The 23,605-nt window shown below is 69.2% G+C and carries 16 protein-coding genes and 3 pseudogenes; 9 read left to right on the forward strand and 10 right to left on the reverse strand.

Annotated features, from left to right (window positions below; translation table 11 throughout):
• Nucleotides 1-82: 82 nt before the first annotated feature.
• On the reverse strand, nucleotides 83-1,396 hold the full coding sequence (gene miaB, locus TW83_RS05510; protein WP_045981774.1) for a tRNA (N6-isopentenyl adenosine(37)-C2)-methylthiotransferase MiaB: 1,314 nt from the start codon (nucleotides 1,394-1,396) through the stop codon (nucleotides 83-85).
• Nucleotides 1,397-1,460: 64 nt separating this feature from the next.
• On the opposite strand from miaB, the gene TW83_RS05515 reads away from it, so the two are divergent.
• Entirely contained in the window at nucleotides 1,461-1,781 is a 321-nt protein-coding gene (locus TW83_RS05515) for a TfoX/Sxy family protein (RefSeq protein ID WP_045981775.1), read from the forward strand.
• Nucleotides 1,782-1,785: 4 nt separating this feature from the next.
• Here the strand turns inward: TW83_RS05515 and TW83_RS05520 are convergent, their stop codons facing one another.
• On the reverse strand, nucleotides 1,786-3,081 hold the full coding sequence (locus TW83_RS05520; protein ID WP_045981776.1) for an alpha/beta fold hydrolase: 1,296 nt from the start codon (nucleotides 3,079-3,081) through the stop codon (nucleotides 1,786-1,788).
• 123 nt (nucleotides 3,082-3,204) lie between these two features.
• Between TW83_RS05520 and TW83_RS05525 the strand changes: the two genes are divergently transcribed.
• Both TW83_RS05525 and TW83_RS19745 read left to right on the forward strand, forming a co-directional pair.
• Entirely contained in the window at nucleotides 3,205-4,566 is a 1,362-nt protein-coding gene (locus TW83_RS05525) for an aminotransferase (protein ID WP_045981777.1), read from the forward strand.
• Nucleotides 4,567-4,602: 36 nt separating this feature from the next.
• Nucleotides 4,603-4,826 (forward strand): annotated as a pseudogene (locus tag TW83_RS19745) (DUF2798 domain-containing protein).
• A gap of 106 nt (nucleotides 4,827-4,932) precedes the next feature.
• On the opposite strand, the gene TW83_RS05530 reads toward TW83_RS19745, so the two are convergent.
• Nucleotides 4,933-7,074 carry a ComEC/Rec2 family competence protein gene (locus TW83_RS05530; RefSeq protein WP_052714648.1) on the reverse strand — a complete coding sequence of 714 codons (2,142 nt, stop codon included), beginning with the start codon at nucleotides 7,072-7,074 and terminating at the stop codon, nucleotides 4,933-4,935.
• A gap of 107 nt (nucleotides 7,075-7,181) precedes the next feature.
• Between TW83_RS05530 and gltX the strand changes: the two genes are divergently transcribed.
• From gltX to TW83_RS05545, 3 genes are all read left to right on the forward strand, one after another.
• Complete coding sequence (gltX, locus tag TW83_RS05535; RefSeq protein ID WP_045981778.1) at nucleotides 7,182-8,570, forward strand: glutamate--tRNA ligase; 1,389 nt, start codon at nucleotides 7,182-7,184, stop codon at nucleotides 8,568-8,570.
• 79 nt (nucleotides 8,571-8,649) lie between these two features.
• Nucleotides 8,650-9,939: a citrate synthase gene (locus TW83_RS05540; protein WP_045981779.1), complete on the forward strand. Its 1,290-nt coding sequence runs from the start codon at nucleotides 8,650-8,652 to the stop codon at nucleotides 9,937-9,939.
• A gap of 88 nt (nucleotides 9,940-10,027) precedes the next feature.
• On the forward strand, nucleotides 10,028-10,693 hold the full coding sequence (locus tag TW83_RS05545; protein WP_045981780.1) for an SDR family NAD(P)-dependent oxidoreductase: 666 nt from the start codon (nucleotides 10,028-10,030) through the stop codon (nucleotides 10,691-10,693).
• 55 nt (nucleotides 10,694-10,748) lie between these two features.
• On the opposite strand, the gene TW83_RS05550 is transcribed toward TW83_RS05545, so the two are convergent.
• From TW83_RS05550 to TW83_RS05570, 5 genes are all read right to left on the reverse strand, one after another.
• Nucleotides 10,749-12,554 (reverse strand): aminopeptidase P family protein, encoded by a 1,806-nt coding sequence (locus tag TW83_RS05550; RefSeq protein WP_045981781.1) that lies wholly within the window; start codon nucleotides 12,552-12,554, stop codon nucleotides 10,749-10,751.
• The gene (locus tag TW83_RS05555) at nucleotides 12,551-13,243 is read right to left on the reverse strand and encodes a metal-dependent hydrolase (protein ID WP_045981782.1); all 693 of its coding nucleotides are present in this window, start codon (nucleotides 13,241-13,243) and stop codon (nucleotides 12,551-12,553) included. The genes TW83_RS05550 and TW83_RS05555 overlap by 4 nt, the downstream gene beginning before the upstream one ends.
• A 69-nt stretch (nucleotides 13,244-13,312) precedes the next feature.
• Nucleotides 13,313-15,064: a single-stranded-DNA-specific exonuclease RecJ gene (gene recJ / locus TW83_RS05560; RefSeq protein WP_045981783.1), complete on the reverse strand. Its 1,752-nt coding sequence runs from the start codon at nucleotides 15,062-15,064 to the stop codon at nucleotides 13,313-13,315.
• A 71-nt stretch (nucleotides 15,065-15,135) separates the two neighbouring features.
• Complete coding sequence (gene glpX / locus TW83_RS05565; protein ID WP_045981784.1) at nucleotides 15,136-16,101, reverse strand: class II fructose-bisphosphatase; 966 nt, start codon at nucleotides 16,099-16,101, stop codon at nucleotides 15,136-15,138.
• Between the two features lie 73 nt (nucleotides 16,102-16,174).
• Nucleotides 16,175-16,435, reverse strand: coding sequence for a BolA family protein (locus TW83_RS05570; protein WP_045981785.1), 261 nt, complete (start codon nucleotides 16,433-16,435; stop codon nucleotides 16,175-16,177).
• 82 nt (nucleotides 16,436-16,517) lie between these two features.
• On the opposite strand from TW83_RS05570, the gene TW83_RS05575 reads away from it, so the two are divergent.
• The gene (locus TW83_RS05575) at nucleotides 16,518-17,147 is read left to right on the forward strand and encodes a J domain-containing protein (RefSeq protein ID WP_045981786.1); all 630 of its coding nucleotides are present in this window, start codon (nucleotides 16,518-16,520) and stop codon (nucleotides 17,145-17,147) included.
• A gap of 19 nt (nucleotides 17,148-17,166) precedes the next feature.
• On the opposite strand, the gene lnt is transcribed toward TW83_RS05575, so the two are convergent.
• Nucleotides 17,167-18,684 carry an apolipoprotein N-acyltransferase gene (lnt, locus tag TW83_RS05580; RefSeq protein WP_084697275.1) on the reverse strand — a complete coding sequence of 506 codons (1,518 nt, stop codon included), beginning with the start codon at nucleotides 18,682-18,684 and terminating at the stop codon, nucleotides 17,167-17,169.
• 584 nt (nucleotides 18,685-19,268) lie between these two features.
• Nucleotides 19,269-20,807: pseudogene (locus TW83_RS05585) on the reverse strand (DEAD/DEAH box helicase); the annotation flags it as partial.
• A gap of 270 nt (nucleotides 20,808-21,077) precedes the next feature.
• Here TW83_RS05585 and argS point away from each other — a divergent pair.
• Together argS and TW83_RS05595 are read left to right on the forward strand one after the other, a co-directional pair.
• Nucleotides 21,078-22,820, forward strand: coding sequence for an arginine--tRNA ligase (gene argS / locus TW83_RS05590; RefSeq protein ID WP_045981793.1), 1,743 nt, complete (start codon nucleotides 21,078-21,080; stop codon nucleotides 22,818-22,820).
• A gap of 73 nt (nucleotides 22,821-22,893) precedes the next feature.
• Nucleotides 22,894-23,605 (forward strand): annotated as a pseudogene (locus TW83_RS05595) (SPOR domain-containing protein); the annotation flags it as partial.

Here is a 23,605-nt window from a genome sequence, read left to right on the forward strand (position 1 = left end):
GCATGTCGCATGTGGCGGCAGGCCGGTCCGGACCCGGCGGATGACCCGGTCACAGACCCGAACGGGCCGCCCCGTCGCCGGGCTATGCGACCAGTTCGCCGTGCAGCGAGTTGCGCTGGCTGCCGATGATGCGCACGGGGCGCAGATCACCGACCTGGGCGCGGTCGGTGTCGACGAAGACGGAATGCAGATAGTCGGACTTGCCGATCATCTGGCCCGCCTCGCGGCCCGCCTTCTCGAACAGCACGTTGACGGTGCGACCGATCATGCCGTCCTGGACCGCATGCTGCTGACGGGTCAGCAGGGCCTGCAACTCCTGCAGGCGGGCGTCGGCCACGGCGGCGTCGACCTCGGGGCGGTCATAGGCGGGGGTGCCCGGACGCGGCGAATACTTGAAGCTGTAGGCCATGCCGAAGCCCACCTGTTCGATCAGGCTCAGGGTGTCGGCGTGATCCTGGTCCGTCTCTCCGGGAAAGCCGACGATGAAGTCGCTGGTCAGCAGGATGTCGGGACGCGCCGCGCGGATGCGGTCGATCAGGCGCAGGTACTGGTCCGCGGTGTGCTTGCGGTTCATCGCCTTGAGGATGCGGTCGCTGCCCGACTGCACGGGCAGGTGCAGATAGGGCATCAGCTGGGGCACGTCGCGATGCGCCTCGATCAGATCGTCGGCCATGTCGTTGGGATGGCTGGTGGTATAGCGGATCCGCAGCAGCCCGTCGATCTCGCCCAGGGCGCGGATCAGGGCGCCGAAACCGCCCGGGCCCCCATGCCAGCCGTTGACGTTCTGGCCCAGCAGGGTGATCTCGCGCACGCCGCGTCCGACCAGGTCACGGGCCTCGGCCAAGATGCGTTCGGCGGGGCGGCTGACCTCCGCGCCGCGGGTATAGGGCACCACGCAGAAGGCGCAGAACTTGTCGCAGCCCTCCTGCACGGTCAGGAAGGCCGCGGGCGCGCGCCGCGTTGCGCGGGGGGCGGGCAGGTGGTCGAACTTGTCTTCTTCGGGGAAATCGGTGTCGATGGCGGGCGCCTCGCCGCGCACCATGGCGGGCAGGCGGTGATAGGTCTGCGGCCCGACGACCAGATCAACCAGCGGCATCCGGCGGATGATCTCGGCCCCCTCGGCCTGGGCCACGCAGCCCGCGACACCGACCTTCAGGTCGGGGCGCGCGGCCTTCAGGGGCTTCAGCCGGCCCAGGTCGCTATACAGCTTCTCGGCCGCCTTCTCGCGGATGTGGCAGGTGTTCAGCAGGACCATGTCGGCGTCCGACTGATCCTCGGTCAGGACATAGCCCTCGGCGCCCATCGCCTCGGCCATGCGCTGGCTGTCATAGACGTTCATCTGGCACCCGTAGGTCTTGATGAACAGTTTCTTCGCGGCCGGGTTATGGGCGGTCATGTCATGCCTGTTCCTGAAGGTCGCGCAGCGATACAGGAAATGCAGGCTTTTGGAAAGGCACGGGATGGAGAGCGACCTGACCACCATCCGCAACATCGGCCCCGCCACCGCGCAGGCGCTGATCGCGGCCGGCGTGCCGGACGCGGCGGCGCTGCGGGCGATGGGGGCGGACGCGGCCTATCGCGCCTTGATGGACGCCGGAGAGCGTCCGCATTTCATCGGATATTACGTGCTGCACATGGCGCTGCAGGGGCGGCCCTGGAACGACTGCAAGGGCGCCGAAAAGGCCGCCCTGCGCGCGCGGTTCGACGCGCTGGTAGCCGAGCGTCGCCCGATGACGGCGCTGGAGGCGGCGCTGGACCAGATCGGCCTGCGCCGCCCCTGACGGCCTACTGACCGGCGTTCTTGGTTTCGAACATCAGCCCCTTGGCGCTGCGCTCGGGAAAGCCCGGCCAATAGCTGTGGGTCGCATCTGGCGTGCCCGCGTCATCGACCGACCAGACCCCGTCCTCGGCATCGGGCACCAGGTCCAGGAAGGCGCCGCGATCCTCGCCCTTCAGGTGCTGGTCCAGGAAGGCCGTGGTGAAATGCTGCAGGACGTTGTTCATTCGCACGCTGTCCCAGACCGGATCGGCGTAATGGTCGAAGGGCGCGCGGCCCAGGGATTCCGAGAAGGCCCAGGCCTCGACCGGGGCGGGGATCGGGGCAGCGGCGTTGTGGTTGGCATGATCGAAGGTCAGAAGGTGCCGTGTCGCCGCGGTCGTCTGGTCGAAGATCTGCCGGATCGCGTCATAGATCGACACGTCGTCATCGCTGCCCGCGACCAGCAGCAGCGGCTTGGTCATGCCGGCCAGCCCGTCCGCGTCCCAGAACTCGTGCTGGCGGCCCCAGGGGGCGATGGCCACGATGGCCTTGACGCGCGGATCGACCAGGGCGGCGTGATCCTCGCTGCCCGCGGCCAGCCGGGACAGCAGCTTCTGCGGCGGGATGAAGCGTTCGGGCTCGGTCCGGTCGATGGCGGTCTGCGACAGGCCCGCGCCGCCAAAGATCATCGCGCCGTATCCGCCCATGGAATAGCCCACGACGGCCGCCGTGTCGGCATCGGTGATCGCGCCGATCTCGTCCTCCAGCCCGGCCATGCTGTCCAGCAGGAACCGCTGGTCCACCGCCCGGTTCACCAGGGTCGAGGCAAACGCCCCCATGTCGTCGTACGTGCTGTCGGGATGGTCTGCGGCGACCACGACGTATCCCTTGGAGGCCAAGTTCTCGGCCAGGTGGCTCATCAGATAGCGGTTGCCGGGATAGCCGTGCGACAGGATGACCAGCGGGAACGACCCCTCGGCCGGCGCTGCGTCGCGGGCGGCGCTGCCAGTTAGGGTGGTGGGCGTGACACCATCGCGCAGGATCGTGTCATAGGTGGTGCCGGGTTCGGTGCCGTCGGCCGCAGGATACCAGATCTCTGCCTGCAGGGTGCGTTCCGCGGTGGGGGGCGTGCCCGTGGCGGTGGTCGCGATCACGTCGATGCGGTCCGGGTCGGTGAAGCTGGCGGCGCGCACGCCGACCGGATGCGCGCCGCGCGCGGCCAGCTCCGGCGCGTCGGGGCGGATCAGGTCGATGCGGTTTTCGGACAGGGCGGGGGCGGCGCAGGCCAGGGTGGCGGCAGCGGCCAGCATCAGGTGTCTCATGGGAACTCCTCCGGCGGTTCGGGCGAACTGTGCCCCGGTTGCACGATCTGCACAAGCGTCCCCCATTGAACGCCGCCCGGCGCCCGGCTAGCCTGCCCCCAAGATCCGGCAAGGAGACCGACCATGACCACCCCGCAAAGCTGGGAAGCACGCGCCGACGAATACTCGCTGTACGGCTTCACCGACCTGCCAAGCGTCCACAAGCGCGGCGCCGTCGTCCTGACCCATGGCGAGGGCCCCTATGTCGTCGACGTGAACGGCAATCGCTATCTGGACGCCAATTCGGGCCTGTGGAACATGGTCGCGGGCTTTGACCACAAGGGCCTGGCCCAGGCCGCCAAGGATCAGTACGATCGCTTTCCGGGCTATCACGCGTTCTTCGGGCGGATGTCCGACCAGACCGTGATGCTGTCCGAGAAGCTGGTCGAGGTGTCGCCGTTTTCGCGCGGCAAGGTGTTCTACACGAACTCGGGCTCCGAGGCGAACGACACCATGGTCAAGATGCTGTGGTTCATGCATGCCAGCGAGGGCAATCCGCAAAAGCGCAAGATCCTGACGCGCTGGAACGCCTATCACGGCGTGACCGCCGTGTCGGCCAGCATGACCGGCAAGCCCTATAACGAGGTGTTCGGCCTGCCTCTGCCAGGCTTCATCCATCTGACCTGCCCGCATTACTGGCGTTTCGGAGAGGAAGGGGAGACCGAGGCGGCGTTCACGCAGCGCTTGGCGCGCGAGCTGGACGAGACGATCCAGCGCGAGGGCGCGGACACCATCGCGGGCTTTTTCGCGGAACCCGTGCAGGGCGCGGGCGGGGTCATTCCGCCGTCCGAGGGGTATTTCCAGGCGATCCTGCCCGTGCTGAAAAAGCACGGCATCCCGATGATCGCGGACGAGGTGATCACCGGGTTCGGACGGACGGGGAACACCTGGGGGTCGGTGACCTACGATTTCGTCCCCGACGCGATCATCAGCTCCAAGAACCTAACGGCGGGGCTGTTCCCGATGGGCGCGGTGATCCTGGGGCCGGAACTGACCGACCGCCTGCAGGCCGCCATCGACAAGATCGAGGAGTTCCCGCACGGTTTCACCGCGTCGGGCCACCCGGTGGGCTGCGCGATCGCGCTGAAGGCCATCGACGTGGTGATGAACGAGGGGCTGGCGCAGAACGTCATTGACCTGGCTCCGCGCTTCGAGGACGGGCTGCGGCAGCTGGCGCAGAACCCGAATATCGGTGAATATCGCGGCGTGGGCTTCATGTGGGCGCTGGAGGCGGTGCGCGACAAGGCGACCAAGACGCCCTTCGAGGGGCATCTGTCGGTCAGCGAGCGGATTGCCAACACGTGCACCGACATGGGCCTGATCTGTCGTCCCCTGGGGCAGTCGATCGTGCTGTGCCCGCCCTTCATCCTGACGCCCGCGCAGATGGACGAGATGTTCGAGAAGCTGGACAAGGCCTTGGGCAAGGTCTTTGCCGAGCTGGCCTGAGCGAGGGGCGGGGATGGGTTTCGGAACGATCGCCAGATGATACCCGCACGCTATGCCCCGATCGTGTTCGGCTTCTTCCTGTCGGGGCTGATGTCGTCGCTGGTGTCGGGGATCGCCACGGTCCGGGCGGTGGGTCTGTCCGAGGGGTCGCGGGGCTGTGGCTGGGGAACTGGCTGTCCAGCTGGGCGGTGGCCTTTCCGGCGGTGCTGGTGGTGGCCCCGGTGACGCGGCATCTGGTCGCGCGACTGACGCGGGCCTGACGACGACCCTGTCAGCGGTTGCGCATGGCGCGGGGGCGCCTGCGGGTCGTAAGAACCTGTCTGGCGGACCATGCGCCGCGATCGCGCCCCGGGCCACGGGCCCGTGCTATCGCGACAGCCGCATCGGTTGACCCGTGGTGACCTGCGGTCCATCCGCGGTCATGCGGATCGCGACGGCGCCGCTGCGGCGGAGGCGTGTCGGGTCCAGCAGCAGGCAGCGCGGCTTGCCGTCGACGTCGACGGGTTCGGTCGCGACCACGATGCGGTCGGGACGACAGGCGGCGGCGGCGCGGGCCCCCGACCCCTTTCCGGTCAGGTGCCAGACCTGCCAGCCGCCGGACAGCGCCGCCTGCCGGTCGCGGCGGTCGCCGGTCCAGGCCGGGCGGGCGGCGGCGGTTTCCTGGTCGGCCATGTCGCCGTCCTCCTGCAGCCAGGTCGAGACGACGAAGGCGCCGCCCGAGGGTTTCGAGATGGCGCGGCCCTCGGGGGTCATCAGGCCCACGGCCTCGCCCTCCGGCGCGATCAGCAGCAGCGGGCGGCGGGCAGTCATCCACAGCGCGGCGGCGGCGATCAGCAGCATCATCGCCAGCACGAAGCCTGCCTGCGTCAGCACCCCACGCCGCGCCGCGGGGCGCCAGCAGAGGATGCCCAGCACCGCGCCAAAGCCAATCAGCGGCACCACGGCGGCGGGCGGCTTGGCCACACCGGTCACCGCCCCGCCCAGATCGGCCACGAATCGCGCGACCCACAGCATCCATTCCGTGCCGATGCCCATGACCCACAGGGCCGGCGCCTCCATGCCGACCAGGGCCAGGACGGCGCCGATGACGCCAGCGGGCATCACCAGCGTGCCCATGACCGGCACCGCCAGCAGGTTCGCCAGCAGACCGTATTGCGCCATGCGGTTGAAATGCGCCGCGGCAATGGGCGATGTCGCCACGGCGGCGATCAGCGACGACACGATCAGCATCGCCACCGGGCGCAGCCACCATGGCAGGCGCGGGGACACCCGCGCCCAGGGGCCATAGACCAGGATCAGGGCCACGGTGGCGGCAAAGCTCATCTGGAAGCCGGCGCTGACGACGGCCTCGGGCGAGTAGATCAGCACGATGGTCGCGGCCAGGGCGACCGTGCGCAGGGAAATTGCCCGCCTGTCGGCGATGATCGCGCCCAGCATGACGGCGACCATGATGAACGACCGTTCGGTCGCGACCCCGCCGCCGGACAGCCACAGATAGGCCGCCGCCGCCGCCAGCGCGATGCCGGCCGCCCATTTGTGCATCGGTCGCGCCAAGCCGATCCCCGCGCCCTGCACCCCCACCAGGACCATGCGCACCGCGCCATAGACGAAGGCCGCCAGCATTCCCATGTGCAGCCCCGAGATCGAGATGATGTGGTAGAGGTTCGAGGCGCGCATCACTTCGTTCGTCTCCTCGGCGATGCCGGAGCGGTCGCCGGTCATCAGGGCCGAGGCCACCGCGCCGGCCTGTCCGCCGATGCGGTCCTGGATCGCGGCGCTGATCGACATGCGCGCCCGGTGCGCCCACCACACGCCCCCCTGCGGCGGCGCCACGGCCATGATCGGCGTGCGCGAATAGCCGACGGCGCCCAGGCCGTCGAACCATGCGAACAGCCGAAAATCGAAGCTGCCCGGGGACGACGGCGCCGGGGGCGGGCCCAGATGCCCGGTCAGCATCACGCGCTGGCCCAAGGGCGGCAACGCGTCGTCGCCCATCAGCGACAGGCGCACCCGCGCGGGCGTGCGGTCGGGCGACAGGTCATGCAGCACGACCCCGTCCAGCGTCAGGCGCATCCGGTCGCGCCCCGACCGGTCGATCTGGATCACCCGCCCCTCGACCGGGCCGTAATAGCGCCATTCCAAAACCGGGGCCGCGACATGCGCGGCGCGGAACGCGACCAGGCCGGTGCCGGCGATCACGAAGGACAGCGCCAGCGCGGCCAGATGGACGGCATCGGCCTGCGGCCAGTCGATCCGGCCTCGGTCGGCCCAGAGGGGCGCGTGGCGTGCTATGGTCAGCGACAGCGCCAGCAGGCAGGCCATCACCGTCCAATGGGCCGCGTCGAACAGCGTCGGATGCAGGAACCACAGCCCGATCCCGGCGGACAGGCAGACCGGCACCCAGGGAAACAGTCCCGCGCGCAGCGCCGCGGCGGGGCGCGGGGCGGCCACAGGGCGGGTTGCGGTCTGGGGCAGGGGGGGCGCGACCGCCCCCGATTGGGGCAACATCCTTGTCCTTTCGCGACCCGGTGACTATCACTTGGCCGCAAGATGGCACGGGGATGCTTACCAAAGCGTTAACGCCGTGCCGCGCCAGACCCTGCCCGAAGGCCGCCATGACCCAGATCGTTACCCGTTTCGCCCCCTCTCCCACCGGATACCTGCATGTGGGCGGCGCCCGGACGGCGCTGTTCAACTGGCTGTTCGCGCGGGGGCGGGGCGGCAAGTTCCTGTTGCGGATCGAGGATACCGACCGCGCCCGGTCAACCCCCGAGGCCACCGCGGCGATCCTGAAGGGCCTGACCTGGCTGGGCCTGGACTGGGACGGCGAACCCGTCAGCCAGTTCGGACGCAAGGACCGCCACGCCGAGGTCGCCCGCCAGATGCTGGACCAGGGCACGGCCTACAAGTGCTTCTCCACCACCGACGAGATCGCAGCCTGGCGCGAGGCGAAACCGCGCCAGCCCTTCCTCAGCCCGTGGCGCGATGCGACCGACCTGCCCGACGCGCCCTATGCGATCCGCCTGAAGGCGCCGCGCGACGGCGAGACGGTGATCGACGATCAGGTGCAGGGCGCGGTGCGCGTGGCCAACGACCAGCTGGACGACATGGTGCTGCTGCGCAGCGACGGGACGCCCACCTATATGCTGGCCGTGGTGGTGGACGATCACGACATGGGCGTGACCCACGTCATCCGGGGCGACGACCACCTGACCAACACCGCGCGCCAGATCCAGATCATCGACGCGATGGGCTGGCCGCGCCCGACCTATGCCCATATCCCGCTGATCCACGGAGAGGACGGAAAGAAGCTGTCCAAGCGTCACGGCGCGGTGGGGCTGCACGAATTCGCGGCGCTTGGCTATCCGCCGGCGGCCATGCGCAACTATCTGGCGCGGCTTGGCTGGAGCCATGGCGACGACGAGCTGTTCGACGATGCCCAGGCCCGCGAGTGGTTCGGGCTGGAGGGGATCGGACGCGCGCCCGCACGCCTCGACTTCAAGAAGCTGGAGCATGTCAGCGGCCATCATATCGGGCGGATGCCGGACGATCAGGTGCTGGCCGCGCTGCAGGATTACCTTTCGGAAACCGACGCGCCTGCGCTGACCGACACGCAGCGCAGCCGCATCCTGGCGGCGATGGGCGCATTGAAGGAAAAGGCGAAAACGCTGCCCGGACTGCTGGACCAGGCGCGGTTCGCGATGATCGAACGCCCCGTCACGGTCGAGGAGAAGGCGGCGCGCAATCTGGATACGGTATCCCGTGGTATGCTGAAATCATTGACTGCTGCGGTGCAGAATGCTAGCTGGACCCGAGACGATCTGGAGGAGGCGGCCCAGCAGGTTGCCACGGAAAACGGTGTCGGACTGGGCAAGATCGCGGCACCGCTGCGCGCCGCCCTGGCCGGAACGAGCGCCACCCCCAGTGTGTTCGACATGATGACTGCGCTTGGCCGCGACGAAACGCTGGCCCGGCTGCAGGACCAGACCGATTTGGCAGGCTGAAGCCTGCCCTCACATGCCAGGGCTGTCTGACGGGTTTACGCGACGGACCGCCCGGCCTTAGCCGGAAGGACGCCTTTGCATGGCCGACAAGACCGCTAAACTGCACCTGAACGGGCAGGACTATGACCTGCCCATCCTGTCGCCCACCAAGGGCCCGGACGTTCTGGACATCCGCAAGCTGTATGGCCAGGCGGACGTGTTCACCTATGACCCCGGCTTCACCTCGACCGCCAGCTGCGATTCGACGATCACCTTCATCGACGGGGACAAGGGCGAGCTGTGGTATCGCGGCTATCCGATCGAGCAGCTGGCCGCCAAGTCCTGCTATCTGGAGGTCTGCTATCTGCTGCTGTACGGCGAGCTGCCGACCGAGGCGCAGATGGACGATTTCCGCGCCCGCGTCACGCGCCACACGATGGTGCACGAGCAGATGCACAACTTCTTCCGCGGCTTCCGTCGCGACGCGCATCCGATGGCGACCATGGTCGGCGTCGTGGGCGCCATGTCGGCTTTCTATCACGACTCGACCGACGTGAACGACGAGTGGCAGCGCGAGGTCGCGGCGATCCGCCTGATCGCCAAACTGCCCACGATCGCGGCGATGGCCTATAAATACTCGATCGGCCAGCCCTTCGTCTATCCGCAGAACGACCTGGATTACGCGTCGAACTTCCTGAACATGTGCTTCTCGGTCCCGGCCGAGAAATACGAGGTGAACCCGGCCCTGGCCCGCGCCATGGACCGCATCTTCACCCTGCATGCCGATCACGAGCAGAACGCGTCGACCTCGACCGTGCGCTTGGCGGGATCGTCGGGGGCGAACCCGTTTGCCTGCATCGCGGCGGGCATCGCCTGCCTGTGGGGGCCCGCCCATGGCGGTGCGAACCAGGCCTGCCTGGAGATGCTGCGCGAGATCGGCACCGTCGACCGGATCCCGGAATACATCGCCAAGGCGAAGGACAAGTCCGACCCGTTCAAGCTGATGGGGTTCGGCCACCGGGTCTACAAGAACTTCGACCCGCGCGCGACGGTCATGAAGGAATCGGCCGACGAGGTCCTGGACCTGCTGGGCGTGGGCGACAACCCGACGCTGCAGGTCGCCAAGGAGCTGGAGAAGATCGCGCTGGAGGACGAGTACTTCATCGAGAAGAAGCTGTACCCCAACGTCGATTTCTATTCGGGCATCATCCTGGAGGCGATGGGCTTCCCCACGTCGATGTTCACGCCGATCTTCGCGCTGTCGCGCACGGTGGGCTGGATCGCGCAGTGGAAAGAGATGATCGGCGATCCGCAGAACAAGATCGGCCGTCCGCGCCAGCTGTATGTCGGCAGCGACCGCCGCGACTATGTAGACCTGAAGGCGCGCTGAGCGTCCTGGCAGGTCAGGCAAGGGGGTCCCTTCGGGGGCCCCTTTTTCGTGGTTGCGCGGGGGGACGCGCGGTGGCAAGGGACCGGACATGAGCGAGATAGAACAGACAGGCGCCACCCGGCTGGCGCTGGTGACGGGGGCCTCTCGGGGGCTTGGGGCGGCGCTGGCCGAGGGGCTGGCGGCGCAGGGCTATCACGTGCTGGCGGTCGCGCGGACCGTGGGCGCGCTGGAGGAGCTGGACGACCGCATCCGTGCGGCCGGTGGCCAAGCGACACTGGCGCCGATGGACGTGACCGAACCAGAGGCGATGAAGCAGATGACCCAGGCCATCGCCGGCCGGTGGGGCGGGCTGGACCTGTGGGCGCATTGCGCGGTTCATGCGGCGCCGATGTCGCCGGCGCCCCATATCGAGGGGCGCGACTGGTCCAAGTCGATGCTGGTCAATGTCGAGGTCGCCCGCGGCCTGATCGCCATGCTGGAGCCGCTGCTGCGCCAGCGCCGGGGAACGGCGCTGTTCTTTGACGATGCGCGGGGCGGGCAGAAGTTCTTTGGCGCCTACGGCGCGTCCAAGGCCGCGCAGATCGCGTTGGCGCGCAGCTGGCAGGCCGAGACGGTGCAGACCGGCCCGCGGGTGCTGATCGATTCGCCGGCGCCCATGCCGACCGCCGTCCGCGCGCGGTTCCATCCAGGCGAGGATCGCGGCGCGCTGGCACCGTGCAGGGACGAGGCGGCGCGCATCCTGTCGCTGTTGTGAGGTTTGCGTCCCGCGGCGGCGCGGGGGGCTGCCTGCCCCCCGCACCCCCCGGATGTCACACTTGGCCGAGCGGTTCGGTCGCCGCCGTCAGCCAGTCCAGTTCCTGTCCCTGAAGATCGGGCGACAGGCTGATCCGAACGTGGGCGTGATAGGCGTCCAGCCAGGCGACATCGTCGGCCGACAGCGCGGCGCGGTCGATCAGGCGGCGGTCGATGGGGCACAGCGTCAGCGTGTCGAAGCCCAGCATCTGGCGGCCCGGTTCGGCATCGGCCTGGGTCACGACGATCAGATTCTCGATCCGGATGCCGAAGCTGCCTTCGCGGTAGTAGCCGGGCTCGTTCGACAGGATCATGCCGGGTTCCAGCGGCACGTCGCTGACGCGGCTGATCCGCGCCGGGCCTTCATGCACGCAAAGTGCCGCGCCGACGCCGTGGCCGGTGCCGTGATCGTAGTCCAGACCCTGCGACCACAGGAACTGACGCGCCAGGGCGTCCAGATGCCCTCCGGTCACGCCGGTCGGAAAGCGCGCCCGCGACAGGGCGATCATGCCGCGCAGCACCGCGGTGAAGGGCCCGACCGCGTCCGGGCGCGGATCGCCCAGGGGCACGGTGCGGGTGATGTCGGTGGTGCCGTCGGCGTATTGGCCGCCGGAATCGATCAGCAGCAGGTCGCCCGCGGCCAACCGACGGTTGGTCGCCTCGGTCACGCGGTAATGGACGATGGCGCCGTTCGGACCGGCGCCCATGATCGTGTCGAAGCTGATGTCGAGGATGCCCTGATCACGGCGCAGCCCCTCCAGTTGGCGCACCACATCGATCTCGGACAGGGCGGCGGGATCCTGACGGTCTAGCCATGCCAGCAGGCGCACCATGGCCACCCCGTCACGGTGATGGGCGCTGCGCATGCCCGAAAGCTCTGCCGCGTTCTTGCGAGCCTTGGGCAGGACGGCGGGGTCGGGGCCTGCGACGACGGTGGTGCCCGCGGCCTCTAGGATGCGGAACGCGGCCTCGGGTGCGGAGCCGGGGTCCAGGCGAACGGGGCCTTCGAGGTCGGTCAGCGCCGCAGCCAGCGCGTCATGCGGCAGGATGTGGACATGATTGCCCAGATGCGCGCGCAGGTCGGCGTCGAACTTGGCCGGGTCCGCGAACAGCGCAAGATCGCCGCTGTCCGACAGCACCGCAAAGGATTGCACCACTGGGTTCTTGGGCAGGTCGCTGCCGCGGATGTTCAGCAGCCAGGATATCGAGTCGGGCAGCGTCAGCAGCGCCGCCGCCTGGCCCTGTGCCTTGAGGTCGGTAGCCAGGCGGGCGCGTTTCTGCGCCGCGCTCTCTCCGGCGATGGCGTCGGGGTGGATGCGGGCAGGGCCCACGGGCGGGGCGGGGCGATCGGGCCAGATCGCGTCGACCGGATTGTGGTCCAGCGCGATCAGGGCGATGCCGGTGTCGGTCAGCGCGCCCTCCATCCCGGCGATCTCCTTGCGGGTGTGCAGCCAAGGGTCGAAACCCACGCGCCCGCCTTGGGGCAAGGCCTCGGCCAGCCAGGCGGAGGGACGCGTCTCGGGCCAGGGCACCGGGGTGAAATGACCAAGGTCGATCTGGCTGCGCACCTGCACGCGATAGCGGCCGTCGATGAAGACGCCCGCCTGGTCAGCCGTCACGATCGCGAATCCTGCGCTGCCGGTGAACCCGGTCAGCCAGGCCAGTCGGGCGTCGGCATCGGCCACGTATTCGCCCTGATGCACGTCAGCGCGCGGCACGATGACCGCGTCCAGCTGTTCCCGGGCCATCAACTGGCGGAGGGCGGTCAGGCGGGCGGCATGATCGCCGCCACCCGCCGGGTCGTCGAAGGTCTGAAAGGTCACAGCGCTATGGCCTCCATCACCTTGGGTTCGATCACGTCCACGTCGGGCAGGGCGTCGATCAGCACCTGCGCCGACTGTTCCAGCAGGGGGAAGGTCTTGTAATGGCAGGGGATCACGGTCTTGAAGTCGAAATAGCGCTTGGCCGCATAGGCCGCGCGCGACATGTCCATGGTGAAATGCCCACCTGCGCACAGGATGCCGATGTCTGGCTTGTGCAGATCGCCCATCCATTCCATGTCGGCCATGATGTCGGTGTCGCCCGAGACATAGATCACATGCCCGTCGCCCGCGATCATGTAGCCCGATTCGTGACCCGCATAGACCGGTCCGTCCGGTCCGCTGATCGAGCTGGAATGCGTCGCGTTGACCATCGTCACCTGCGCGCCGCCCAGATCGACCGTGCCGCCCCTGTTGAAGCCGATGCCCTCGATCTTGTCGGTCTTTTCCCAATGGCCGATCAGGTCGAAGATGCCCACGACGGGGATCTTCAGCTCCTTGGCCAGGGCCAGCGTGTCGCCGGTATGATCGCCATGGCCGTGGGTGATCAGGATATGCGTGGCGCCGTCGATGGCCTCGGCGCGCCGGTCGTCGGGAAAGACGGGGTTTCCGCTGAACCAAGGGTCGATCAGGATCACGGCCTGTTCGATCTGCAGACGAAAGCCGGAATGGCCAAGCCAGGTCAGTTTCATGGGGTCTCCTTCGCGCTGTCGCGGCAGGTTAGCGGCCGCGTCCGGTCGTGACCAGAACCCCCGGCGGGGTCAAAGGTTGCCGGTCGCGGGTGCCGCATCGTCCAGGCGAAGGCGCAGGCGTTCCCGCCCGCCCCAGGTCGACAGCTCCAGCTTGCCGGCCAGGTGGAACCGCCGCCCCTTGGCGCCGATCAGGCCGGGACCAAGCGGGCCGTCCATCGCGCCCCAGGCCACGGCCTCCATCGGGGGGTTGCCGGGGCTGCGGAACTGCAGGCGCAGGTGGCGGTCGCCCATGGTCGCGGCGCTGTCGATCAGCTGGTCGGAAAACGCAAAGCGCGGCGCGGGGGCGGCCTGCCCGAAGGGACCGGCATCCTCCAGCATGCGGTACATGGGCGCGGTGGCACCCGACGGCTCCAAGAGGCCCGAAATGCGCAGGTCGCCCGACCCGGTGCGGCCCGCCAGATCGCGGGCGATCAGTTCGGCCAAGCGGTCCATCGCGGCGGGGATCTTTGCCTCCTCGACGGTCAGGCCTGCGGCCATGGTGTGCCCGCCGCCCTTCAGCAGCAGACCCTCATGCGCCAGACGCTGGATCGCGCGGCCCAGATCGACGCCGGGGACCGACCGGGCGCTGCCCTTGCCGATGCCGTGATCGACACCGATCACCACGGATGGCAGATCGGTCGCCTCCTTGACGCGGGCGGCGACGATGCCGACCACGCCCGGGTGCCAGCCCGCGCCCGCGGCCCAGGACAGGCGCGCATCGCCCCGCGCCTCGACCTGGGACAGGGCCTCGAGGCGGACGGCGGCCTCGATCGCGCGGCGGTCGCTGTTCAGCGCGTCCAGCTGACGGGCCAGCTGATCGGCCTGCGACGCGTCGCGGCAGGACAGGCACAGCGCGCCCAGATCGGCGCGACCCACGCGCCCGCCCGCATTGATGCGCGGCCCCAGCAGGAAGCCCAGGTGGAACGCGCTTGGCGTGCCGTCCAGGCGGGCGATGTCGGACAGCGCGACCAGACCCGCCCGCTGTCTGCGCGCCATCACGGCCAGACCCTGGCGGACAAAGGCGCGGTTGACGCCGACCAGCGGCGCGACATCGGCGACCGTGGCCAGCGCGACCAGATCCAGCATCGCCATCAGGTCGGGCTGCGGCAGGCCCCGCTGGCGCAGCACGCGACCAGCCTGAACCAGCGTCAGGAACACCACGCCCGCGGCGCACAGATGGCCCAGGGCGCCGTCCTCGTCCATGCGGTTGGGGTTCACGACGGCCAGCGCGGGGGGCAGGGTCTCTCCGCCCAGGTGGTGGTCCAGGACGATCACGGCGCAGCCCGCGGCGGCGGCCAGCGCGTCATGCGACAACGTCCCGCAGTCGACGCAGACGATCAGGTCATGCGCCGCCGCCAGCGCGGTCATGGCGGGGACGTTGGGGCCGTAACCCTCATCGATCCGGTCGGGGATATAAAGCGTCGCCTGGCGCCCGTGCTGGTGCAGCCAGTCGATCAGCAGGGCGGCCGACGATCCGCCGTCGACGTCGTAATCGGCAAAGATCGCGATGCGCTGGCCGTTGACGGCGGCATCGACCAGCCGTTCGGCGGCGACGTCCATGTCGCGCAGGGTCAGCGGGTCGGGCAGCAGGTCGCGCAGCTTGGGCGCCAGGAACCCGGCCGCCTCGGCGGGCGGCACGCCGCGTTCGGCCAGCACGCGGGCCACCGGCAGGGGCAGGGCCGCCTGCTGGGCCAGCCCTTCGGCCAGCCGTTCCAGATCGGCGGGCGGGCCGATCCACCGCCGCCCGGTCAGCGAGCTGTCGATGCCCAGAAATGCCGTCATGTGTCTTCTTTGTCCAAGGGCCCCGGGGTCGTCCCGGGACGGGACAGGGGGGCGCGGGGCCCCCCCTTACCTCACTTCACCGGGTTGCGATAGGTCATGCGCCGCACCGATCCGGTCTTGGACCGCATCAGGATGGTCTCGGTCGTCAGGTATCCCGGCTCGCGCTTGACGCCGGCGACGATCGAGCCGTCGGTGACGCCGGTCGCGGCAAAGATCACGTCGTCGGTGACCAGGTCGTCGCGGGCATAGATGCGGTCCAGGTCAGTGATCCCGGCCTTTTTCGCGCGGCCGCGCTCGTCGTCGTTGCGGAACATCAGCCGGCCCCACATCTGCCCGCCCATGCATTTCAGCGCCGCCGCGGCCAGGACGCCCTCGGGTGCGCCGCCCGAACCCATGTACATGTCGATGCCGGTCAGTTCGGCCTCGGCGCAGTGGATCACGCCGGCCACGTCGCCGTCGGTGATCAGGCGGATCGCGGCGCCGGTCTGGCGAACCTCGGCGATCATCTCCTCATGGCGCGGACGCTCCAGGATGCAGACGGTGATGTCTCCGTCCTCGCAGCCGCGGGCGCGGGCCAGGGCGCGCACGCGTTCGGACGGGCTCATGTCCAGGCTGACGACGTCCTTGGGGTAACCCGGCCCCACGGCCAGCTTGTCCATATAGACGTCGGGCGCGTGCAGCAGCGTGCCGCGCGGCGCCATCGCGATGACGGTCAGCGCGTTCGGCATGTCCTTGGCGGTCAGGGTGGTGCCTTCCAGCGGGTCCAGTGCGATGTCCACTTCGGGGCCCTCGCCGGTGCCGACCTCCTCGCCGATGAACAGCATCGGCGCCTCGTCGCGCTCGCCCTCGCCGATGACGACGACGCCCTTGATGTCCAGCATGTTCAGCTGGTCGCGCATCGCGTTCACCGCGGCCTGGTCGGCGGCCTTCTCGTCGCCGCGGCCGATCAGCCGGGCCGAGGCATGGGCCGCCGCCTCGCTGACGCGGGCCAGGCCCAGGGACAGCATCCTGTCGTTGAAATCCTTCGGCGCGGTCATGTCCCTCATCCCTTCGTGCTGCAGGTTGGGGGCTTTCTAGGGGGCGGGGCAGGGGGCAGCAAGCCTGACGGCGCTAACGGTCCGGGCTTTCCGACAGTTCCAGCGCCAGCGCGTGGATACGCGGCACGATGTCGCCCAGGGTCGCATGGACCAGGCGGTGCTGCTGGATCCGCGTCAGCCCGGCAAAGGCCGGGCTGGCCATGCGGATGCGGAAATGGCTTTCGCCCCCGTCGCGAAAGCCTGCATGGCCGCGATGATCCTCGCTTTCGTCCAGCACCTGCAGGGTCGTGGGCTGCAGGGCTGCCAGCCGTTCGGTCATCTGGTCCGCGATCATCCGCATATCCTTTCCGTCAAGGGGTTTCATGTCCCGTCAGATAGCCTAAACTGCCCGCCTTGAGTCGCAAAGGTGCCCCAGGATGAGCAAGAACGACCCGTTCGGTTTCGACATTTCCGCCGCCAAGGACAAGAAGCGCAAGACCAAGGGGCGGCGCGGCATGTCGGGGGCGTTCGAAACCTCGACCCGCATCTGCGAACGCGAAGGCTGTGACGAGCCGGGCCAGTATCGCGCGCCCAAGAACCCGCGCAACCTTGATGACTATTTCTGGTTCTGCAAGGAGCATGTCCGCGAATACAACGCGAACTGGAACTATTTCCAGGGCCAATCCGAGGAGGAGTTCCAGCAGTTCATCGACAATGCAACGGTCTGGGAGCGTCCGACCAAGCCCTTTGGCCGCGCGGCGGCCGAGGACAAATGGGCCCGCCATGGCGTCAGCGACCCGCTGGAGATCCTGGGCGCGAACGGCACCGCGCCGGAATCGCGCGCCCAGTCCAGCGCCCGCAAGCTGCCGCCCACCGAGCGCCGCGCGCTGGACATCCTGGAGGCCAAGGACCACTGGACCCGCGCCGAGATCCGCAAGCAGTACAAGTCGCTGGTCAAGGACCTGCATCCCGACATGAACGGCGGCGACCGTTCCGACGAGGATCGCCTGTCCGAGGTGGTCTGGGCCTGGGATCAGATCAAGGAAAGCCGGTTCATCCGAGACTAGGGTCGCCAGGCGGACAGCGTCAGGCCGCGCGCGCCCGGCGGCGCGGCCACAGGGCCAGGCCCAGAACCAGCAGCAGCAGCGTCAAGACCGGCACGTTCCCGACCGCCAGCCACGGCGTCGCGGACAGCGCACCGGGCAGCGCCGCGTCGATCTTGCCCGGCTGGTTCAGCGGCAGGCTGTCCAGGATGCGCCCGCGGGCGTCTATCACCGCGCTGACCCCTGTATTCGCGGCGCGCACCAGCGGCAGCCCCGTCTCGATCGCGCGCAGGCGGGCTTGGTCCAGATGCTGGTACGGGCCCGACAGGGTGCCGAACCATGCGTCATTGGTGGCCTGCAGCAGCCAGCCGGGGCGCTGGTCCAGATGGCGCAGGTGCTGGGAAAAGATCGCCTCATAGCAGATCAGCGGCTGAAAGTCGGGGACGCCCGGCGCGGACATGATCTGCGGTCCGGGACCGGCGGAATAGCCGTTGCCCTGCCGCGCGGCAAAGGCGCCGATGCCCAGATGGGCCAGCGCGTCGCCCCAGGGGACGTATTCGCCGAACGGCACCAGATGGAACTTGTCATAGACCTGGGTGACCTCTCCGCCCGGCACGACGGTCGCAAGACTGTTGAAGAAGCGGCTGCCCTCGCGGCGCTGGATGCCCATGACCAAAGGCGCGCCCGCGGCCTGGGACATCATCGGCAGGACCGCGTCGGCATCCTCCAGCAGGAAGTTCACGGCCGTCTCGGGCCAGATGACCAGATCGCGGGGGCCGGGTTCGGCGGACAGGTCCAGCAGGCGCTGGAAGAAAACCGTGGACCATTCGGGGTCCCACTTCAGGTGCTGCGCCGCATCGGGCTGCACGATCCGCAGGGTCACGGGCCGGTCGGCGGGCATCGGTGCGGCCAGCCGCATCGTCCCCGCGATCCACGGGCCTGCCAGCAGGGCCGCGGCCAGGGCTGTCGCCATCACCGCGCGCCCGCGCAACAGGACCGGCACTGCGGCCAGCGCCATCGTCAGCGTGCCAAGGCCCAGGGCCCCGGTCCACGCGGCCATCTGGGCGACGGGCGTGTCGATCCATGCGTGGCCGATCTGGGCCCAGGGGAAGCCGGTGAAGATCCAGCCCCGCAGCCAGTCCGACAGGACCAGTGCCGCAGCGATCGCCGTGGCCTGCGCAGCGGGACCACGGGCCAGACGCGCGGCCGCGCCGGCCGGCACCGCCCAGAACAGGGCACCCCCAAGCGCCATCAGGATCAGCGCAAAGGGCGCCATCCAGCCGTGGCGGGCAATGTCGACCAGGAAGGGTTCGGTGATCCAGGACAGCGACAGGGCGAACCAGCCAAAGCCCGCGGCCAGCACGTGCCAGAACACGGCGGCGGCGGGCAGGGGGGACAGCCGCCAGATCAGCGCGGCCATCGCCAGCGGCGTCGCGGCCCAGATGCCCAGGGGTGCAAGGCCCAGGGCGGCGATCAGGCCCAGGGCCAGATCGGGCAGAAGACTGCGCAGGGGCGGACGGCCCCCGCGCAGTCGGGATAGCGGGCGAGGCGTGCCGCGCATCAGGCCTGCGCGTCAGCGTCCTTGGGCTGCGCGTCGGCGTCGGCCTTCTTGCGGCGGGTGCGCTTGGGCTTTTCCGGCGCGTCCGTCGCGGCATCGGCGGCGGGCGCATCGGCGGTCGCGGCCTTGCGGCGACGGGTGGGCTTGGGCGCATCGACCGAGGCTTCGGCGGGCGCCTCTGCCACATCGGTGGCGGGTTTGCGGCTGCGCGTCCGCTTGGGCTTGGGCGCTGTCTCCTCGACCGGCTCGGCGGCGGGGGCGTCGGTTTCGGCCGTCTCGGCCTTCTTGCGGCCGCGGGTGCGCTTGGGCTTGGGTTCCGCGGCGGGTTCGACCGCCGGTGCCTCTGCCTGAACGGGCGCTTCAGCCACGGGCTGCGCGTCCTGCACGGCATCGGCCGGTACGGTCTCGGGCTGCAGGGCCTCGGGCTGGGCTTCGACGGGGGCTTCGGTCGCCGTCTCGGCCTGCGCCTTGCCGCGACCGCGGCCGCGCGACCGGCGTGCGGGCTTGGGGGCGGGATCGGCGGCGGGGGCCTCTGCCACGGTCTCGGTCGGGGTGTCGTCCGACAGGCCGACGCTGCGCAGTTCGACCAGCATGAACTGGGGGATGTGATCGCCCATGCCCATCACCTGTGACCCGCGGTTGTCCTGATCGCGACCACGGCGTCCGTCGCGACGGTCATCCCGGCGGTCGTCACGACGATCCTCGCGGCGTTCGTCCTTGCGGGTCTCCTCGCGGCGCGGCTGCTCGGCGCGGGCTTCGGGTTCGGGGCGGGGTTCAGGCTGCACTTTGGGCTCCATGCGGGCCTCCGGTTCGGCTGCGGTCGCGACGGGTGCGGGGGGCGCTGCGGCTTCCGCCTCGGGGCGGGGTTCGTCGCGACGGCGGCGACGGCCGCGTTCGCGCGATCCGCCCTTGCGATCCTCCGTGGCGTTGCCTTCGGCCTTGCGGTCGTCGCGCGCAGGTGCGTCGCCACCGGCAAATCCTGCCGGCGCCTCGACCCGCGGCAGCGAGGATTTCAGCAACTGCTCGATCGCGGCCAGATACTTGTCGTCGGACGGCACGGCGATGCTGATCGAGGTGCCAAGACGGCCCGCGCGGCCGGTGCGCCCGATGCGGTGGACATAGTCCTCGGCGTGGCTGGGCAGGTCATAGTTGAAGACGTGGCTGACCGCCGGGATGTCCAGGCCGCGCGCCGCGACGTCGGACGCGATCAGCAGGCGCAGCTTGCCGTCGCGGAACGATTCCAGCGTGCGGGTCCGCTGGCTCTGGTCCAGGTCACCGTGAATCGGGGCCGCGTCGTATCCGTATTTCGCCAGCGACTTGGCGACGATGTCGACGTCCGTCTTGCGGTTGCAGAAGACGATGGCGTTGGTCAGCCCCTCGCCCTCGGCGTCGATCAGGGCGCGCAGCAGGTCGCGCTTCTGCTTGGCGGCCATGTCGCGGCGGGTGGGGGTTAGCTGGATCAGGCGCTGCGTGATCGTCTCGCTGGCCGAGGCCTGGCGCGCGACCTCGACCCGTTCGGGCGAGTGCAGGAAGGTGTTGGTGATCCGCTCGATCTCGGGGGCCATGGTGGCGCTGAAGAACAGCGTCTGGCGGGTGAAGGGCGTCAGCTGGAAGATGCGCTCGATATCGGGGATGAAGCCCATGTCCAGCATGCGGTCGGCCTCGTCGACGACCATGATCTGAACGCCGGTCAGCAGCAGCTTGCCACGCTCGACATGGTCCAGCAGGCGGCCCGGGGTGGCGATCAGCACGTCCACGCCGCGGTCGATCAGCTTGTCCTGTTCGCCGAAGCTGACGCCGCCGATCAGCAGCGCCTTGGTCAGGCGGGTGTGCTTGGCATAGGTGTCGAAATTCTCGGCCACCTGGGCGGCCAGTTCACGCGTGGGGCACAGCACAAGGCTGCGCGGCATGCGCGCGCGGGCCCGGCCACGGCCGAGCAGCGTGATCATCGGCAGGGTGAAGCTGGCGGTCTTGCCGGTTCCGGTCTGCGCGATCCCCAGCACGTCGCGGCCTTCCAGGGCGGGCGGGATCGCCCCCTGCTGGATGGGCGTCGGCGTCTCGTAGCCGGCTTCCAGCACGGCCTGCAGCACTTTGGGGTCCAGCTTCAGATCAGAGAACTTGGTCATTCGGGGCTTTCCATTAAGCCGCGCCCGTTCTGGCGCGATGCGTTCCAAGCCGCGCGCCCGTCTGGCGCAGTGGCGGCTAAGTTGGGACGCAAACACGGACGCCCCGCCTTGATGCCTGCCGGATGCAGGCCCGCATCGCGTAGACCAAAGGCGCTGCCGCGTCAATCTTTTGCGTCGTCCGTCCCGCCGGCGGGGCGGTGGCGCGGGGCTTTCGGTTGACCTCTCCCCGTCCGAAAGGGTAACCCCCGGGGGTCAATCAGGAAGCCCATGATGAACCTTTTCACCGATTTGCGCGGCGTCGTCGTCGAGGCGCTGGACCAGATGGCCGCCGCAGGAGAGCTGCCCGCAGGCCTGGATACCGCCAATGTCACGGTCGAACCGCCCCGCGACCCGGCGCATGGCGACATGGCAACCAATGCCGCGATGGTGCTGGCCAAGCCCGCTGGCATGAAGCCGCGCGAGATCGCCGACCGCCTGGCCGCGCGCCTGACCGACCCCCGCATCAGCGCGGCCGAGGTCGCGGGCCCCGGTTTCCTGAACCTGCGCCTGTCGCCGGTGGTCTGGCAGGGCGTGATCCGGTCGGCTCTGCAGGCCGGCACCGAATTCGGGCGATCCGACCTTGGGGCGAATGCCAAGGTCAACGTCGAGTTCGTCAGCGCCAACCCCACCGGTCCGATGCATGTGGGCCATGTCCGCGGCGCGGTCTTCGGCGACGCGCTGGCGCGGCTGCTGGCATTCTCCGGCCATGACGTCACGCGCGAATACTATATCAATGACGGCGGCGCGCAGGTCGACGTGCTGGCCCGGTCGGCATACGAGCGCTATCGCGAGGCGAACGGGCTGGAGCCCGAGATCCGCGAGGGGCTGTATCCCGGCGACTATTTGATCCCCGTCGGAGAGGCGCTGAAGGCCAAGTACGGCGACAGCCTGCTGGACCGCCCCGAGGCCGAATGGCTGGAGGAGATCCGCGAATTCGCGACGCAGGCGATGATGGAGCAGATCCGCGGCGACCTGGCGATCCTGGGCGTCGAGATGGACGTCTATTCCAGCGAGAAGGCGCTGTACGGCACCGGGCGGATCGAGGATGCGATCGCGCGCCTGGACACGCAGGGCCTGATCTATCGCGGCGTGCTGGAGCCGCCGAAAGGCAAGCTGCCCGAGGACTGGGAGGCGCGCGAGCAGCTGCTGTTCCGCTCCAGCGCGCATGGCGACGATGTGGACCGGCCGATCCAGAAGTCGGACGGGGCATGGACCTATTTCGCGCCCGACATCGCCTATCACTGGGACAAGATCGACCGCGGCTTCGATCAGCTGATCGACGTCTTCGGCGCCGATCACGGCGGCTATGTCAAGCGGATGAACGCGGCGGTCAAGGCGCTGTCGAACGGCCGCGTGCCGCTGGACGTCAAGCTGATCCAGCTGGTCAAGCTGTACAAGAACGGCGAGCCGTTCAAGATGTCCAAGCGCGCGGGTACCTTCGTGACCTTGCGCGACGTGGTCGAGGAAGCGGGGGCCGACGTCACCCGCTTCATCATGCTGACGCGCAAGAACGACGCGGCGCTGGATTTCGACTTTGCCCGCGTGCTGGAACAGTCCAAGGACAACCCGGTCTGGTACGTCCAGTATGCCAGCGCGCGCGTCCATTCAGTGCTGCGCCGCGCGACCGAGGCCGGGATCGCGGTCGACGATTCGACCCTGGCGGATGCCGATCTGTCCGTCCTGTCCCACCCGGCCGAGCTGGAACTGGCCCGCAAGGTCGCCGAATGGCCGCGCCTGGTCGAGAACGCGGCCCGCGCGCACGAGCCCCATCGCGTGGCGTTCTTCCTGTATGAACTGGCATCCGACCTGCATTCGCTGTGGAATCGCGGCAATGACGACATGTCGCTGCGATTCATCCAGGATGGCGACGCGGTCACAAGCCAAGGAAAAATTGCGCTGGTCCGGGCGGTTGGCGTTGTTATTTCATCTGGTCTCGCTATTCTTGGCGTCACTCCGGCGGAAGAAATGCGCTGACCGAATGCGTCGCCGCCGGGGAAGGCTGAGAGCAGGCAAAAGTTAATCCGGGACAACCGGCGGGCAGGCGAACATGGCAGTGATGGACTTCCGCGAAGGCGGCTACGTTTTCTCGCGTCACAAGGTGAAGCGCGAATTCTCTTACGATCAGAACGGACAGCCGGCGGCGGCTGCCGGTCAGGCACAGCACCCCGGGCAGGCCGACGGCCTGCCGGCGCGGCTGGCGCGGGTGACCCATTACATGGGCGCGGTCGCATCGGTGGCGCTGATGGTCGGGTTGATGGCCTGGGGCTGGCAACTGGTGTCGCGCGACGTGTCGGGCGTGCCCGTCATCCGCGCCGTCCAGGGCGAGGCCCGCACCACCGCCGAGGATCCGGGCGGTCAGCTGACCAACCACACCGGACTGGCCGTGAATTCGGTCGCCGGCGGGCAGGTCCTGTCGCCGACCGAGCAGGTCGCGATCGCGCCGGCACCGGTGGACCTGTCCGCCGATGACGTCGCCATGGGAGAGTTGGGCGCCACCGCCCGCGAACCCTCGAACCCGTCGGAGACGCCGCTGACCTTCGCGGGCGAGCCCATCGTGCCGCTGTCCGACAGCGAGGCCCGCGCCCTGGCCGAGGCCGAGGCGGCCGCCGCCGCCGAACGCGCCCTGGCCGATCACGCCGTCAACCAGGCCGCGATCATCGACGCCCCCGCCAGCGAGGGTGCGGTGACCGAGGTCGTCACCGACGAGAACGGCCTTCCAGCACAGTCCGCAGCCATCGCCGAGGCGCTGGCCCAGGCCC

Source organism: Paracoccus sp. S4493, from assembly GCF_000967735.1.
GTDB classification, from domain to species: domain Bacteria; phylum Pseudomonadota; class Alphaproteobacteria; order Rhodobacterales; family Rhodobacteraceae; genus Paracoccus; species Paracoccus marcusii.

What these genes read in the sequence shown, in the direction of transcription:
- TW83_RS05575 (WP_045981786.1), top strand. Translation starts at nt 16,518, where the DNA reads ATGAGCAAGAACGACCCGTTCGGTTTCGACATTTCCGCCGCCAAGGAC.
- TW83_RS05515 (WP_045981775.1), top strand. Translation starts at nt 1,461, where the DNA reads ATGGAGAGCGACCTGACCACCATCCGCAACATCGGCCCCGCCACCGCG.
- glpX (WP_045981784.1), bottom strand. Translation starts at nt 16,101, where the DNA reads ATGACCGCGCCGAAGGATTTCAACGACAGGATGCTGTCCCTGGGCCTG.
- miaB (WP_045981774.1), bottom strand. Translation starts at nt 1,396, where the DNA reads ATGACCGCCCATAACCCGGCCGCGAAGAAACTGTTCATCAAGACCTAC.
- TW83_RS05520 (WP_045981776.1), bottom strand. Translation starts at nt 3,081, where the DNA reads ATGAGACACCTGATGCTGGCCGCTGCCGCCACCCTGGCCTGCGCCGCC.
- gltX (WP_045981778.1), top strand. Translation starts at nt 7,182, where the DNA reads ATGACCCAGATCGTTACCCGTTTCGCCCCCTCTCCCACCGGATACCTG.
- TW83_RS05525 (WP_045981777.1), top strand. Translation starts at nt 3,205, where the DNA reads ATGACCACCCCGCAAAGCTGGGAAGCACGCGCCGACGAATACTCGCTG.
- TW83_RS05530 (WP_052714648.1), bottom strand. Translation starts at nt 7,074, where the DNA reads ATGTTGCCCCAATCGGGGGCGGTCGCGCCCCCCCTGCCCCAGACCGCA.
- TW83_RS05555 (WP_045981782.1), bottom strand. Translation starts at nt 13,243, where the DNA reads ATGAAACTGACCTGGCTTGGCCATTCCGGCTTTCGTCTGCAGATCGAA.
- TW83_RS05540 (WP_045981779.1), top strand. Translation starts at nt 8,650, where the DNA reads ATGGCCGACAAGACCGCTAAACTGCACCTGAACGGGCAGGACTATGAC.
- lnt (WP_084697275.1), bottom strand. Translation starts at nt 18,684, where the DNA reads ATGCGCGGCACGCCTCGCCCGCTATCCCGACTGCGCGGGGGCCGTCCG.
- recJ (WP_045981783.1), bottom strand. Translation starts at nt 15,064, where the DNA reads ATGACGGCATTTCTGGGCATCGACAGCTCGCTGACCGGGCGGCGGTGG.
- TW83_RS05545 (WP_045981780.1), top strand. Translation starts at nt 10,028, where the DNA reads ATGAGCGAGATAGAACAGACAGGCGCCACCCGGCTGGCGCTGGTGACG.
- TW83_RS05570 (WP_045981785.1), bottom strand. Translation starts at nt 16,435, where the DNA reads ATGATCGCGGACCAGATGACCGAACGGCTGGCAGCCCTGCAGCCCACG.
- argS (WP_045981793.1), top strand. Translation starts at nt 21,078, where the DNA reads ATGAACCTTTTCACCGATTTGCGCGGCGTCGTCGTCGAGGCGCTGGAC.